Origin of the sequence: Patulibacter sp. NPDC049589, assembly GCF_040675535.1 — a bacterium.
Classification (GTDB): Bacteria; Actinomycetota; Thermoleophilia; order Solirubrobacterales; family Solirubrobacteraceae; genus Patulibacter.
The window spans coordinates 1-14,525 of the sequence record NZ_JBFAPC010000008.1; the positions used below are offsets into that span (position 1 = coordinate 1).

The window sequence follows — 14,525 nt, forward strand, 5'->3', positions numbered from 1 at the left end:
CGTCGCCCGCTGTCCCGGGTTCCTCTCGCTGCGCGAACGGATCCTCGAGCTCGCGCAGCCCGAAAGCCATCACCGAGCCGTCGACGTCGGCTCGGCGTCCACGGTCTCGGCGTCGACGGTCTCCTCGGCGACCGCCGCCGCGGTCACGCCGGCCGGCACGACGTCCGTCGACGGGACGGGGATCGCGACCGGCTGCTCGGCCCGTGCCGGGTGGCGGTCCCCGCCGGTCAGCGCGTCGTACGCCATCACGGCCGCGCGGCCGCGCTCGGCGCCGGCCCGCAGCGCGTCGGGGTCGGTCTCCAGGCGGCCGACGATCGGGCCCTCGGGGGTGATCACGAGCGCCCGGCCGGCCTCGACGAGGTCCGCGAGCAGCGTCGTGTCGTCGTACGGCGTGGTGCCGTCGGAGACCATCGACGCCGCGAGGCGCGGGTCCCACCGCGACAGGAGGCGGCCCTCGAACGAGCGCTGCACGACGCCGGCGCGCGGGTGGGCCGGCGTCGGACGCGTGGAGAGCACCACGAGGTGCGTGGCGCCCAGCGCCAGCGGCGTGCGGCACGGGATCGGCTCGTGCAGCAGCGGGTCGCACCATGCGTGCTCGCCGTGGACGACCGGCGGACCGCCGAAGACCGGGACGCGGCAGGACGCGCGGAGGCGCTCGAAGAGGCCCTCGCGGTCGCGCGGGTCGGGCATCGCGACGACGTGCTGCTCGACGAGGTCGTAGGCCAGCGCGTGGAACGTCGGCCGGCTGTGGTGCAGCGCCTCGAAGTCCAGCGGGCGGACGTGCGTCATGACCTCGTCGATGAGGTCGTCGAGGTGCAGCAGCGGGCCGCCGCTGAGGTACCGGCGCCAGTTGACGAAGCGCCGTGCGGGGAGGTCCTCGAAGTAGATCGGCAGGCCCTCGTGGGCCTGGCCTGCGAGGAAGTAGGCGCCGTTGAGGGCGCCGGCCGACGAGCCGTAGACGTGATCGAACAGGCGAGCGCCGTCGAGGTCCTGCAGCGCGGCGACCATCCCGGCCGACACGACGCCCCGCATGCCGCCGCCCTCGATGCACAGCGCGAGCTTGTACGGGTCGGGGTACCCGGCGCGACGACGCTCCAGCACGCGAGAGATGTGGTCCACGTTCACATCATCGTCACGGAACGGCGGTTCATCCATGTCCAGTCGGACAGGATCGTCCGAAGGTTGATTGTCAGAGAACAGGGGAATCACTCCATCATCCCCTACCCGCAGGTCGGGTCCCGCTCCCACTGGATCCGCGCGGGCGCGTCGCGCGAGGCCGGGGGCCGCGGAAGACCGACGCGCGCCTCCGCGCCATGCCGTGGCCGGAATCTTCTAGTCACTGTAGGATTCCCAACCATGGCTTCCTCCCCTGCTGCGTCGGGCGCCATGCCCGGCGCGTCGGATCCGATCGATCGCGAGACCTGGCTCGTCGCCGGTGTCGTGATGATCGGCGCGGTCATGTCGATCCTCGACACGACGATCATCAACGTCGCGATCGACCGCCTCGCGTCCGACTTCAACTCCTCGATCACGACCATCCAGTGGGTCGTGACCGGTTACACCCTGGCGCTCGCGTCGGTGATCCCGATCACCGGCTGGGCGTCGGACCGCTTCGGCACCAAGCGCATCTACCTCTGGTCGCTCGTCCTCTTCATGGCGGGGTCGATCCTCTCCGGCCTCGCGTGGAGCGCCGAGTCGCTGATCTTCTTCCGCGTGCTCCAGGGCATCGGCGGCGGCATGATCATGCCCGCGGTCATGACGATCATGACCAAGAAGGCGGGCCCCCACCGAATGGGCCGCGTGATGGGCGCGCTCGGCGTGCCGATGCTGATCGCTCCGATCGTCGGGCCGGTCCTCGGCGGCTGGCTCGTCGACGACGTCTCCTGGCGCTGGATCTTCTACATCAACGTGCCGATCGGCATCGTCGGCTTCTTCGGCGCCCTCCGGGTCCTCGAGACCGACGCGCCCCAGGCGACGCACAAGCTCGACTGGCTCGGCCTGCTGCTGCTCTCCCCCGGCCTGACGGTGATGATCTTCGGCCTCGCCGAGTCCTCCAGCGACGGCTTCGGCGCGACGAAGTCGTGGGCCCCGATCGTCGTCGGCGCCGTCCTGGTCGCCGCGTTCCTGCGCCACAGCTGGACGGCGACGGACCCGCTGATCGACATCCGCACCTTCGTCGGCACCCGGGCCGGGGCGGCCGCGGGCGTCTTCCTGCTGTTCTCGATCTCGTTCTTCGGCGCGCTGCTGCTCGTGCCGCTCTACTACCAGTCCGTCCGCGGCGAGTCCGCGCTCGGGTCCGGCCTGCTGCTGATCCCGCAGGGCGTCGGCGCGATGATCACGATGCCGATCGCCGGCCGGCTGACCGACCGGATGGGCCCCAACCGGCTCGCGGCCTTCGGCATCCCGCTGCTCGTGATCGGGATGTCGCCGTTCGCGTTCGTCGACGCGGACACGTCGCTGACGCTGCTGGCGTCGTTCGGCTTCGTCCTCGGCCTCGGGATGGGCTTCTCGATGATGCCGACGATGACCGCCGCGATGCAGTCGGTCCCGCCGCAGGCCATCGCCCGGACGAGCACCGCGATGAACATCATCCGGCAGTCCGGCGCGTCGATCGGCACCGCGATCGTGTCGGTCGTCCTGGCGTCGAACATCAAGGACGAGCTCGGCTCGCGTGCCGGGGGCGGCGGCGGCTTCGAGGCCGTCCACGGCCTCAGCGGCGCCCAGCGCGACGCCGTGGCGGAGCCGCTGGCCAGCGCGTTCGGCGGCACGTTCGTATGGGCGCTGGTGCTGCTGGCGCTCGCGTTCCTGCCGGCGCTCGCGATGGCGCTGATGAAGACGAAGCCCGCGCCCGCGGGGCCGGGCGGGCCGGGCGGCGAGCGCGTCCCGCCGCCGGTCGTCCTGGCGGAGTAGCCCGCCGGGCCGGGCGTCCGTCGCGCGGATCCCCCGGAACCGGAGCGCGCGTCAGGCGGCGCGCGGACGGGGCGCGGCGCACCCGTCCGCCCTGTCCGCCACCGTTCCCGGTGGATGTCGACGGTCCGCACCCCGCCACCAGCCCCCGCGCGCACGACCCAGCCGGACCCGGGCTGGGCGCCCACGCCCCTGCACCCGGGCTGGTGGCGCGACGGCGTCCTCTACCAGGTCTACCCGCGCTCGTTCCTCGACACCGACGGCGACGGGCACGGCGACCTGCCGGGCGTGGCCGCCCGCCTGCCGTACCTGCAGCGGCTCGGCGTCTCGGGGATCTGGATGACGCCGATCACCGACAGCCCCAACGCGGACTGGGGGTACGACGTCTCCGACTACCTGGCCGTGCACCCGGACTTCGGCACTGCCGGCGACGCGCGGGAGCTCTTCGACGCCGCGCACGAGCGGGGCCTCGGCGTCATCCACGACATCGTCCCCAACCACACCTCCGACCGGCACCCGTGGTTCGTCGACGCGTGCACGGGGCGCGACGCGCGCTTCCGGGGCTTCTTCGTCTGGGCGGACCCGCGGCCCGACGGCTCCCCGCCGAACAACTGGGTCTCGATGTTCGGCGGGCCCGCCTGGGCCTGGCACGAGCCGACCGGCCAGTACTACCTGCACAACTTCACGCCGCAGCAGCCGGACCTGAACTGGTGGGACCCGCGCGTCCGCCGGGCGTTCCGGACGATCCTGCGGCACTGGACGGGGCTCGGCGTCGACGGCTTCCGGGTCGACGTCTGCCAGGCGATCGTCAAGGACCGCGAGCTGCGCGACAACCCGCCCGCCACCGCCGAGGACCGCACGAACGTGCGCCTGCGCGGCCAGCGGCCCGTCTACTCGATGAACCGGCCCGAGGTCCACGACGTGCTGCGCGAGTGGCGCGGGCTGCTGGACCGCCATCCGCGCCGCCCGATCCTGCTCGGCGAGACGAACACGCACGACCTCGCGGCGCTGTCGCGCTACTACGGCGACACCGGGGCCGGCGGCGGCAGCGAGCTGCACATGGCGTTCAACTTCCGCTTCATGAGCCAGCCGTACGAGGCCGGGCCGCTGCGGGAGATCATCGCCGAGACCGAGCGGGTCCTCCCGGCCCACGCCCAGCCGGTCTGGACGCTGTCCAACCACGACGGCTCGCGCTACGTCACGCGCTGGCTGGAGGGCGACCAGGACCGCGTCCGGGGCGCCCTGATGCTCCTGCTCTGCCTGCGTGGGACGGCGATGCTCTACTACGGCGACGAGCTCGGTCTGGAGGACGCGCCGCCGATCCCGGTGGAGGACGCGCGCGACCCGCTCGCGCACGGCGGCCTGCCCGGCAAGGAGAGCCGCGACCCCCACCGGGCCCCGATGCCGTGGGACGGCTCCGCGCACGCGGGGTTCAGCAGCGCGACGCCCTGGTTGCCCGCCCACGACCCGGCCCGGACGAGCGTCGAGGCGCAGGAGCGCGACCCCGACAGCCACCTGCGCACCACCACCGACCTGATCGCGCTGCGCGGCGCGCACCCCGACCTGCACCGCGCCCCGATGGAGCTGCCGGAGCTGGCCGACGGCGTGCTCACGCTGCGCCGCGGCCCGCTGGACTGCCACGTCAACCTGTCGGGCCGCGACGTCGAGCTGCCGGGCGGGCGCGTCCTGCTGGCCACGCGGCGTCGCGACGACGGGACGGCGCCCGAGCGCCTGCGGCTCGCCCCGTGGCAGGGCGCCGTGGTCGCGCGCGGCTGAGGACGTCGTCGCCGCGGACCGGCCGGCGCGCCGCCGCGGCACCGACGGCCGGCCGGTACGTACCGTCGTGCCGGTCAGATCGCGAGCCCGCGTCTTCCCGTGGATGCGCGCCAAGCGCGCGGGCCAGGACCTGGAGGCCCTGGCGGAGCGGTTCACCCCGGTCGCCGACGCCCTGCGCGACGCGCTGACCGAGGGCCCCTGGCTCCTCGGCGACCGCTTCACCGTCGCGGACGTCCTCTGCAGCGGGCCGCTCGGCACGGCGTTCCGCCGTGGTCTGATCGACGAGGACGGCCCGCTGCGCGACTACCTCGACCGCGCGGCCGCCCGGCCGGCGAACCTGCGGGCCGAGGCGGTGCGGGCGCCCGCAGTCGGCTGATCGGCGCCCGGGCCCGTGGCCGGACGGGACCACGGCCCGGGCGCGGGCCGGCGGCCGGGCGAACGGGTCGAGCAGGTCGGCCGAACCGGAGGGGTCGACGTTTCCGGCCGAACCGCACGGGAGAGCGGCCCTCCATGAGCCCGACCGCGGACCCCTTCCGGCTGCAGCGCTTCGTCGACGCCCAGGACGCCGGCGGCACCTACGACGCGGCCCCCCGCCGCCCGCGGCGGGGAACGGACGGCGTCGGGCGTCGGCCCGCGCGAGCGCGGTCTCTCAGGCGGTCGCGACCGTCGCCGTCGGCGATGAACGGTCGCGCTGGCGGGCGGCCGGGACGACGAGCGGGGTCCCGGTCTCCGGGTCCGGGATGACCCGGCAGCGCAGGCCGAAGACCCGCTCGACGAGCTCGGCGTCGACGACGGTGGACGGGTCGCCCTCGGCGACCACCGCGCCGTCGCGCATCGCGATCAGGTGGGTCGCGTAGCGGCAGGCGTGGTTGAGGTCGTGAAGGACCGCGACCATCGTGCGGCCCTGCTCCTCGTGGAGGTCCGCGCAGAGGTCGAGGACCTCGATCTGGTGCGCGATGTCCAGGAAGGTCGTCGGCTCGTCGAGCAGGACGATCGGGGTCTCCTGGGCGAGCACCATCGCCAGCCACACGCGCTGGCGCTGGCCGCCGGAGAGCTCGTCGACCGCGCGGGTGGCGAGGTCGGTGACGTCGGTGGAGGCCATCGCGGCCGCGACCGCGCGCTCGTCCTCGCGCGACCACTGACGGAGCAGGCCCTGGTGCGGGTAGCGGCCGCGGGCGACGAGGTCGGCGACGGTGATGGCGTCCGGCGCGATCGAGCTCTGCGGCAGGAGGCCCAGGCGCCGAGCGACCTCCTTGGACGGCAGGCTCTGGATCGGCCCGCCGTCGAGGACCACGGTGCCCGACGACGGCTTCAGCATGCGCGCCAGGGCGCGCAGCAGCGTCGACTTGCCGCAGGCGTTGGGCCCCACGATCACCGTGAACGACCCGTCGGGGATCTCGACCGTGAGGTCCTCGGAGACCGTCCGCTGGTCGTAGCCGAGGGCGAGCCCCTCGCCGCGGAGCCGCGCCCCGTCCGTCGTCGGATCCTGCGTCATGCTCGACCGCCTCGCCATTCGTTCCACAGCAACCAGATGAGATAGCCCCCGCCCGCGACCCCGGTGACCACGCCGACCGGCAGCTGCTGGTCGGGGAAGAGCCGCTGGGCGGCGAAGTCGCTCGCGATCAGCAGGACCGCGCCGGTCATCGCCGCGACGCCGACCCCCGGACCCGTCGCCCGGGTCAGCCGCCGCCCGATCTGCGGGGCCGCGAGCGCGACGAACAGGACCGGCCCGGTCGACGACGTCGCGACCGCGGTGAGGGCGACCGCCAGCACGAGCAGCCCGTTGCGCGCGGCCGCCACCGGCACGCCGAGCGCGACGGCCGCGTCGTCGCCCATCTCCATCATCCGCAGCTCGCGCGCGGCGAGGAAGACGAGCGGCAGCACGACCGCCAGGGTGACCGCGACCGGCACCACGTGCTCCCAGCCGCGGCCGTTGAGGCTGCCGGTGATCCAGACGTTCGCGGCGGCTGCGTCCTCGAGCCGGGCGCGCGTCAGCAGGTAGTCGGTGACGCCGACCAGCACGAAGCTGGTGCCGATGCCGACGAGGATCAGGCGGTAGCCCTGGACGCCCTCGCCTCCGCGGAAGGCGAGCAGCCAGACGACGACCGCCGTGCCGATGCCGCCGGCGAGCGCGCCGAGGGCCACTGCGCCGGACCCGCCGTCGAAGACGACGATCTGGAGCACCGCTCCGGCGGACGCGCCCGCGGTGAATCCGATGATGTCGGGACTGCCCAGCGGGTTGCGCGTGACGGACTGGAAGATCGCGCCGGCGGCACCCAGGGCGGCGCCGACGAGGACCGCGGTCAGCGCGCGCGGCAGCCGGATCGTCTCGACGATGAACGACGTGCTCTGGTCGCCCCCGCCGAGCAGCGTCGAGATCACCTGGCCGGGGCTGATCGGGTACTCCCCCGTCCCGACCGCCAGGACCAAGAAGACCAGGAGCACCACGGCGAGGACGCCCAGGACGCCGACGACCCGCGGCTGGACCCGCAGCGTGAGCCCGACCACGGGCACCCGCACCACCCGGCCGAGCCCCGCGACCGCGCCGGTGGTCGCGTGCGCGACCGGGACCTCCGTCGCCGTGCTCACAGCTGCGCGATCCGCTTGCGGCGGACGATCGCGATGAAGACCGGGGCGCCGATCACCGCCGTGACGATGGAGACCTGCAGCTCGCCGGGGCGCGTGACGATCCGCCCGATGACGTCGGCCGAGAGCAGCAGGATCGGGGCGAGCACGAGCGAGTACGGCAGCACCCAGCGCTGGTCGGGCCCGGTGATCGCCCGTGCGACGTGCGGGACGGTCAGCCCGACGAACGAGATCGGCCCGGCCGCGGCGGTGGCGGCGCCGGCCAACAGCGTCACGCCGAGGGCTCCGAGCGCCCGGGTGCGGGCGACGTTGGCACCGAGCGCGCGGCTGACGTCCTCGCCGAGCGCCAGGGCGTTCAGCGGTCGGGCGAGGGCGAGCGCCAGGAGGACCCCGACCACGATGAACGGGGCGATCTGGCCGGCGAGCGCCTGCTCGTGTCCGGCCAGGGACCCGACCTGCCAGAAGCGGTACTGGTCGAAGACCCGCGGCTTGAGCGTCGTGATGCCCTGGACGACGGCGTAGAGCGCGAAGGTCAGGGCGATGCCGGCCAGCGCCAGGCGGACCGGCGTCGCGCCGCTTCCCCCGCGCGCCGCCACGCCGTAGACGATCACGGTCGCGAGGCCCGCCCCCAGGAACGCGAACCAGACCTGCACCTTCGGGTCGACGTAGCCGAAGATCGCGATGCCGCCGACGACGCAGGCCGCCGCGCCCGCGTTGACGCCGAGGATGCCGGGGTCGGCGAGCGGGTTGCGGGTCAGGGCCTGCATCAGCGCGCCGGCCATGCCCAGCGCCGCGCCGACGAGCAGCCCGAGCAGGGTGCGCGGGATGCGCAGGTCGTGGACGACGACCGCCTCGTCGGAGCCGTCGGGGTGGAACACGAGGTCCCACACGCGGTCCAGCGGAATCGAGCGCGCGCCGACGCTGACGCTCGCGGCGACCACGGCCACGAGGACCACGATCGCCGCGAGCAGCCCGAGGGCGAGGAGCGAGCTGCGGCGGCGTGAGCCGGCCGGGGCGACGGGCTCGGCCGTCGGCGCGCTCGTGGAGATGCTGACGCTCACGTACAAAGGGAACCCTAACGGGGATCGGGAGACCTTGCCGCACGGCGGGGTGCCGCGCTGCCGGCGAACCGGCGGGCCGCGGCCGGGGGCGCCGGGCGGGCGCCGCCGGCGGTGCGGGTCAGCGCGTCTTCGGGGCAGCGAGCTGCGGGATCACGCGGTCCAGGGCGTAGGGGATGCTCAACACGCTGTTGAACGTGACCGCCGCGCCGGTGAACGGGGCCTTCGTGTAGTCGAGGTAGGACACGCGGCCGTCCTTGACGACGTCCAGCCGGTTGTAGAGCCGGTTCTTCCGCAGCTTCCCGACGAGCACCGGGTCCGACGTCCACGCGAGGCGGTCGACGTCGAGGAGCCGGGCCTCCTCGGCGCTGACGATCGTGGTGTTCTCGCCCGTCTTGAAGCGGCCGTCGAGGAACTTCGGGGTGGTCTTGAAGCCCAGCGCGGCGAAGAAGCGCGTCTTGGCGTCCTGCGGGGAGAAGACGCTGAAGTTGCCGTCGACGAGGTCCGCCATCATCACGAGCGTCTGCCGGCTCCACTCGGGGTGCTCGCCGCGGAGCGTCGCGAAGCGGGCGTGCAGGTCGTCGACGAGCTTCCGGGCCTGGGGCTCGCGGCCGACCGCACGCCCCGCCGTGATCGTCATGTCCTCCCACGGCGCGCCGAACGCGTCGTACTTCGGGTCGTTGGCGACCACCGGGGCGATCTTCGAGAGCTTGTCGTACTTCGTCTCGTCGATGCCCTCGTAGAGCGCGAGGATCAGGTCGGGGCGGAGCGCGGCGACCTTCTCGTAGTTCGTCTCGTCCGCCAGGGCGACGATCTCGGGGACGCTGCCGCCGGCTGCCTTCTCGGCCCAGGGGAAGATCGCGCCGGGCTCCTCGTTGAACCACTCGACCGTGCCGACGGGCTTGACGCCCAGCGCGAGCAACGGATCCTGGTCGCTCCAGCCCAGCGCGACCACGCGCTTGGGCTCGCGCTCGATCGTCGTGCTGCCGTGGGCGTGCTCGATCGTCACGGGGAACGCCGAGGCGGGCGCCCCCGCGGCCGACGAGGTAGGCGCGGCCGACCCGGCGTCGTCGGAGTCGCTCCCGCACGCGGCAAGCGCCAGGGCGAGGAGGCCGGCGACGAGCAGGGCGAGGAGGACTCGGAGCGGCAGGCATGGCCGCGCGGGGACCGCGGACATGACCTTCACGCCTCCTCGACGTCGTCGGGCGTGTCCCGGTGCTTCCAATAGCCGATCGCCTGCTGGGGGCCGATCGCGAGGCCGCGCTCGTCGCGCAGGTGCTCGCGCAGGCCGCGCACGGCGAGCGACTCACCCGCGACCCAGACCTTCGCCGTGCCGCGCGGGAACGATGCGGCGCGGACCGCCTCCTCCAGCCGCCGGGAACGTCCCGCGGGCTCGCCGTCGCGCGTGACCCACTCGAGGACGAGGTCCGCCTCCGACGCCATCTCCTGGCGCTCGCCGGCGTCGGCGATCTCGACGAACACGAGCGTCGGATGGCCGGGCGGCAGGCGGTCCAGCGTCGCGGCGATCGACGGCAGGCCGGTCTCGTCGCCGACCAGGAGGGTCCAGTCGGCGGTGGGCTCGCCGTAGAAGTGGATCCGCGGACCCGCAAAGCCGAGGACCTCCCCCGGCTGCGCGCCCGTCGCCCAGCGGGAGCAGCGGCCGTGGTCGCCGTGGAGAACGAAGTCGACCGTCAGCAGCGGGCCGTCGGGGCCGTCCGCCACGTAGTCCCGGACGGTGTAGTTGCGCCAGTGCTGGTCCGGGGCGTCGGGCGCGAAGCGCCAGCCGTTGACCGGGAGCTCCGGCCGGTCCGCTCCGTCCTCGGGCCAGATCAGCGTGATGATCTCGCCCGGCTCCTCGTCCGGCAGCCGGGCGAGGTCCTCACCGGCGAACGTGATCCGCTGGACGCCGGGGGTCACCCGTTCGATCCCCGCGACGGTGATGTGTCCCGTCGTGAGCGGTGACGGGCGCTCCTTGGCCCGGAGCGCGGCGGGGGACAGCGATGCAGACATGTAGGTCACCCTAACAAGGACGGGGCCGGTGGGCGTCGGGACCGAGGTGCCAGACTCGGGGCTCGTGCCGCGTCCCGCCCTCACGGACCCCGCGATCCGGCGCTGGGCCGTCGTGGCGGCGGCGTCCGCGGCGGGCGGCTTCGGCGCGGCGGCCCTCGGCGTGCCCTCTCCCGCGCTCTTCGCCGGCCTGCTGGTCGGCCTCGCGTTCGCGCTGCGGACCACCTGGGGGCTCGACGTGCCGGACCTCGGCGCCCGGGGCGCGCAGGGCGTCCTCGGCGTGTCGCTCGGCATCCTCGTGCAGAGCTCGACGCTGACGGAGATCGGGGGCAACGCGGCGCCGATCCTCGGTGTGACGCTGGCGACGCTCGTCGCGACCGTCCTGGCCGGGCTGGCGATGAGCCGCCTGACCGGGCTGGACCGCCCGACGGCGTCCTTCGGGATGGTCGCGGGAGGCGCGTCCGGCATCGTCGCGATCAGCCGCGAGCTCGGTGCCGACGAGCGCCTCGTCGCCGTCATGCAGTACCTGCGGGTCCTCGTGATCGTCGTCCTGACGCCGCTGGTGGCCGGGATCGCGGGCGGCGGCGGGGGCGGATCCGCCGGGCCCGGCGGACCGTCGGGCCCGTGGCTCGAGGGCGTGGCGATGCTCGTGCTCTGCCTGGGTGCGGGGACGCTCCTGGCCCGCATGACCCGCCTGCCCGCGGGCTCGCTGCTCGGGCCGCTGATCGTCGCGGCCGGGCTGTCGCTGGGCGGCGTGTCACTGGTCGCGCCGGTGCCGCCGGCGGTGCTGCAGGTCGCCTACGTGGTGATCGGCCTGTCGGTCGGCCTGCGCTTCACGGTCGCCAGCCTGCGCCACGCGGCACGGATCCTGCCGGCCACGCTCGGCATGATCGCCGCGCTGATCCTCGTGACCGCGGGGCTCGGGATGCTGCTCGTCCCCCTGGCCCACGTGGGCGCGCTGGACGCGTACCTGGCGACGACGCCGGGCGGCCTCTACGCGGTCCTGGCCGCGGCCTCGACGAGCGACGTCGACGCGACGTTCGTGCTCGCGGTCCAGGTCCTCCGCCTCTTCGCGATGCTCCTGGCCGCGCCGTTGCTGGCCCGCTGGCTGGCGGGGCGGGAGCGGGCGGCGACGGCCCGCCTCTGACCGGGGGCCGGAGGCCGGTCCCGGCGGGTTCGGTCGCGCCGGGACGAGTTCGGGACCCCCACGGTCCACAAGTCGATGCGAGGGGGCGCGGGGTCGCCCGGCGGGCGGTGGCCGGCGAGTTCGGGACCCCCACGGTCCACAACTCGATGCATCGGACGCGGGCGCGGGCCCGCCGGGGCCTGCAACCGGAGAGCCGCTACCTGAACCCCGCGACCGCCTCCTACTTGGCGTCGATCCAGGTCTTGCCCACGCCGCCCTCGACCTTCAGCGGCGGGTCCTGGACCCACGGAGCGATCATCTCGCGCTCGACCAGGGCCTTGACGCCGTCCGGGCCGTCCATCTCGGACGCCGGGCCCTCCACGAGCAGTTCGTCGTGGATCGTCAGGACCATCCGCGAGCGGACACCGGCGTCGTCCAGGGCCTTGCGGACCCCGATCATCGCCAGCTTCATGATGTCGGCGGCGGTGCCCTGGATGATCGTGTTGACGGCCAGGCGCTCGCCGAGGGAGCGCATCTGCGGGTTGCGGGCGCGCAACTCGGGGATCAGGCGGCGGCGGCCGAACATCGTGCGGACCTCGCCGGCCTCCTTGGCCTGCTCGATCGTGGAGTCGATGAACGTCTTCACGCCCGTGAACTCGGCGAAGTAGCGGTCGATGACGTCGGCGGCCTCGCCGCGGGGGATGTTCAGGCGCTCGGCCAGGCCGAAGTCCGTCAGCCCGTACGCGATGCCGTAGTTGACCATCTTGGCCTTCGACCGCAGGCCGGCGTCGAGCTCGTCCTCCCCCACGCCGAACACGCGCATCGCGGTGGCGGTGTGGACGTCGCGGTCCTCGCGGAAGGCGTCGCGGAGCGTCTCCTCCTCGGCGTAGTAGGCGAGGATCCGCAGCTCGACCTGGGAGTAGTCGCAGGACAGCAGGACCATGTCCTCCGCCGCCTCGAAGCAGCCGCGGATCCGGCGGCCGAGGGCCGTCCGGACCGGGACGTTCTGCAGGTTCGGGTCGGTCGACGACAGCCGCCCGGTCTGCGCGACGGTCTGCTGGAACGTCGTGTGGATCCGGCTCTGCGGGTCCGCCGAGGCGAGCTTCGGCAGCACGTCGAGGTACGTCTTCGTCAGCGTCGAGAGCTCGCGCCAGCGCTCGATCAGCGGGACGATCTCGTGCTCGTCGCGGATCTGCTGGAGCACGCGGGCGTCGGTCGAGAAGCCGGTCTTGCCGCGGCGCTTGGTCGTCAGGCCGAGCTCGTCGAAGAGGATCTCGCCGAGCTGCTTGGGCGACCCGATCGTGAACTCGCGGCCGGCGAGCGCGTGGATCTTCGTCTGCAGCTCGCCGATCTCGGTGCGGACCTCGGTGCCGACCGCGTCCAGGCGCGGGACCGACAGGCGGACGCCCTCCCGCTCGATCTCGCGCAGCACGTCGACGAGCGGCAGCTCGACGTCGCGCACGAGGTCGCTCAGGCCGGCGTCGTGCAGCAGCTTGCGCTGGTGGATCGCCAGCAGCGCCACGCGGCCGGCGGCCGCCGCGGCGAGGTCCTGCACGCCGTCGGCGACCGCGACGCCCGCCTCGTCGGCGAGCTCGTCGAGCGGGTAGCCGCGGCGCTGCGGCTCCAGGACGTACTGCGCGAGCAGGGTGTCGTGCGCGAGGCGCGGCGCCTTGTACCCGTGGGCACCGCCGTCGGTCGCGCCGGCCTCCCCCGCGCCGTCGTCGTCCGGGCGCGCGCCGCCGCCCTCGGCCAGCGCCTTGCCGTCGTGCACGACGAGCGGCCGGTCCTCGAGGGCGACGAGGACGTCCGCGGGCGTGTCGCAGCCCCCGACCAAGAACTCGACGGGTCGGGAGTCGTGCAGCCGCGCGACGGCGAAGCGCAGCGGGTGCGGGTCGGCCGCGGGCGCGTCGCCCTCGGCCGGGGTCTCCTCGGTGGCGTCGGGGTCGAAGAGCTGGCCGGACTCCTCCTGCTCCGCCGCGACGGGCTCGACGACGGCGACCGCGACGGCCGCGGGGTCGCCGTCCGCCGGGTCGTGCTCGGCGAGGGCCGCGGCCAGGTCGTCCAGCGCGACCTCGCGCACGGGCGCATCGACGGTCGAGGCGTCGGGCTTCGCGCCCTTCGCGGCCGTCGGGCGGCCGTCGGAGTCGAGCAGCGGCTCCAGCCGGCGCCAGGGGTCGCGCAGCTCGAAGCGCATGAACGACTCGCGCAGCGCGGCGGCGTCGGGCTTGGCGACCAGCAGCGCGTCGAGGTCGTAGTCGACCTCCACGTCCGTGTGGATGCGCGCCAGCTCGCGGGAGATGCGGGCGTTCTCGGCGTGGTTGGTCAGGTTCTCCTTGCGCTTGGCGCCGGAGATCTGGTCGACGGACGCGAGGACGGTCTCGAGGTCACCGAACTGCTGCAGCAGCTGCGCGGCGGTCTTGTCGCCGATGCCCGGGACGCCCGGGATGTTGTCCGACGTGTCGCCCTTGAGCCCGTAGAAGTCGGGGATCAGCGCCGGCGGCAGGCCGTAGCGGTCGATCACGGCCTGGTGGTCGTAGACCTTGACCTCGGTGATCCCGCGCGCGGTCGCCATCACCCCGACGAGGTCGCCCTCGTCGATCAGCTGGAACTGGTCGCGGTCGCCGGTGACGATGACGGTGCGCAGGCCGCGCTCCCGCGCGTGGACCGACAGCGTGCCGATGACGTCGTCGGCCTCCCACCCCTCGGAGGAGACGTTGGCGTAGCCGAAGCCGGCCGAGATCTCGGCGAGGAACGGCCACTGCTGGCGCAGGAGGTCCGGCTTGCGGGCGCGCTGGGCCTTGTACTCGGGGTAGACCTCCTTGCGGCCCGACATCCCGGCGTCCCAGACGACGGCGGTCGGGACGGGCCCGAGGTCCTGGTAGAGCTTCACGAGCATCGACGCGAAGCCGAAGATCGCGTTGGTCGGCTCGCCCGTCGACGTCGCGATCGACTCGGGCAGCGCGAAGAACGCCCGGTAGGCCAGCGAGTTGCCGTCGATCAGGAGGAGGTCGGGGGTCTTGGGGGCCACCGCCCCAGCCTACGGATCACGGGCGACGACGTCGGCC

11 protein-coding genes are annotated in these 14,525 nt (G+C 73.9%); 4 read left to right on the forward strand and 7 right to left on the reverse strand.

What is annotated here, in order from left to right; translation table 11 throughout:
- Positions 1–69: 69 nt before the first annotated feature.
- A complete protein-coding gene (locus AB0L40_RS02590) occupies positions 70–1,119 on the reverse strand; it encodes a patatin-like phospholipase family protein (RefSeq protein WP_364348712.1) in 1,050 nt (349 codons plus the stop codon).
- 237 nt (positions 1,120–1,356) lie between these two features.
- On the opposite strand from AB0L40_RS02590, the gene AB0L40_RS02595 reads away from it, so the two are divergent.
- The 3 genes from AB0L40_RS02595 to AB0L40_RS02605 all read left to right on the forward strand — a co-directional run bounded on the left by AB0L40_RS02595 (position 1,357) and on the right by AB0L40_RS02605 (position 5,059).
- Entirely contained in the window at positions 1,357–2,910 is a 1,554-nt protein-coding gene (locus tag AB0L40_RS02595) for a DHA2 family efflux MFS transporter permease subunit (protein WP_364348715.1), read from the forward strand.
- A gap of 114 nt (positions 2,911–3,024) precedes the next feature.
- Positions 3,025–4,683 carry an alpha-amylase family glycosyl hydrolase gene (locus AB0L40_RS02600; RefSeq protein ID WP_364348718.1) on the forward strand — a complete coding sequence of 553 codons (1,659 nt, stop codon included), beginning with the start codon at positions 3,025–3,027 and terminating at the stop codon, positions 4,681–4,683.
- A gap of 67 nt (positions 4,684–4,750) precedes the next feature.
- A complete protein-coding gene (locus AB0L40_RS02605; protein WP_364348721.1) occupies positions 4,751–5,059 on the forward strand; it encodes a glutathione S-transferase C-terminal domain-containing protein in 309 nt (102 codons plus the stop codon).
- A gap of 273 nt (positions 5,060–5,332) precedes the next feature.
- Here the strand turns inward: AB0L40_RS02605 and AB0L40_RS02610 are convergent, their stop codons facing one another.
- The 5 genes from AB0L40_RS02610 to AB0L40_RS02630 form a co-directional block, all read right to left on the reverse strand.
- Positions 5,333–6,178, reverse strand: a complete 846-nt coding sequence (locus AB0L40_RS02610; RefSeq protein ID WP_364348723.1) for an ABC transporter ATP-binding protein — start codon at positions 6,176–6,178, stop codon at positions 5,333–5,335.
- A complete protein-coding gene (locus AB0L40_RS02615; RefSeq protein WP_364348726.1) occupies positions 6,175–7,272 on the reverse strand; it encodes an iron chelate uptake ABC transporter family permease subunit in 1,098 nt (365 codons plus the stop codon). Before AB0L40_RS02615 ends, AB0L40_RS02610 begins: the two co-directional genes overlap by 4 nt.
- Positions 7,269–8,330, reverse strand: a complete 1,062-nt coding sequence (locus AB0L40_RS02620) for an iron chelate uptake ABC transporter family permease subunit (RefSeq protein WP_364348729.1) — start codon at positions 8,328–8,330, stop codon at positions 7,269–7,271. Before AB0L40_RS02620 ends, AB0L40_RS02615 begins: the two co-directional genes overlap by 4 nt.
- A gap of 118 nt (positions 8,331–8,448) precedes the next feature.
- The gene (locus AB0L40_RS02625) at positions 8,449–9,504 is read right to left on the reverse strand and encodes an iron-siderophore ABC transporter substrate-binding protein (RefSeq protein WP_364348732.1); all 1,056 of its coding nucleotides are present in this window, start codon (positions 9,502–9,504) and stop codon (positions 8,449–8,451) included.
- A 5-nt stretch (positions 9,505–9,509) separates the two neighbouring features.
- Positions 9,510–10,337 carry a siderophore-interacting protein gene (locus AB0L40_RS02630; RefSeq protein WP_364348735.1) on the reverse strand — a complete coding sequence of 276 codons (828 nt, stop codon included), beginning with the start codon at positions 10,335–10,337 and terminating at the stop codon, positions 9,510–9,512.
- A gap of 64 nt (positions 10,338–10,401) precedes the next feature.
- Between AB0L40_RS02630 and AB0L40_RS02635 the strand changes: the two genes are divergently transcribed.
- Entirely contained in the window at positions 10,402–11,481 is a 1,080-nt protein-coding gene (locus AB0L40_RS02635) for an AbrB family transcriptional regulator (protein ID WP_364348738.1), read from the forward strand.
- Between the two features lie 220 nt (positions 11,482–11,701).
- On the opposite strand, the gene polA is transcribed toward AB0L40_RS02635, so the two are convergent.
- Positions 11,702–14,488, reverse strand: a complete 2,787-nt coding sequence (gene polA, locus AB0L40_RS02640; RefSeq protein ID WP_364348741.1) for a DNA polymerase I — start codon at positions 14,486–14,488, stop codon at positions 11,702–11,704.
- Between the last annotated feature and the right edge of the window lie 37 nt (positions 14,489–14,525).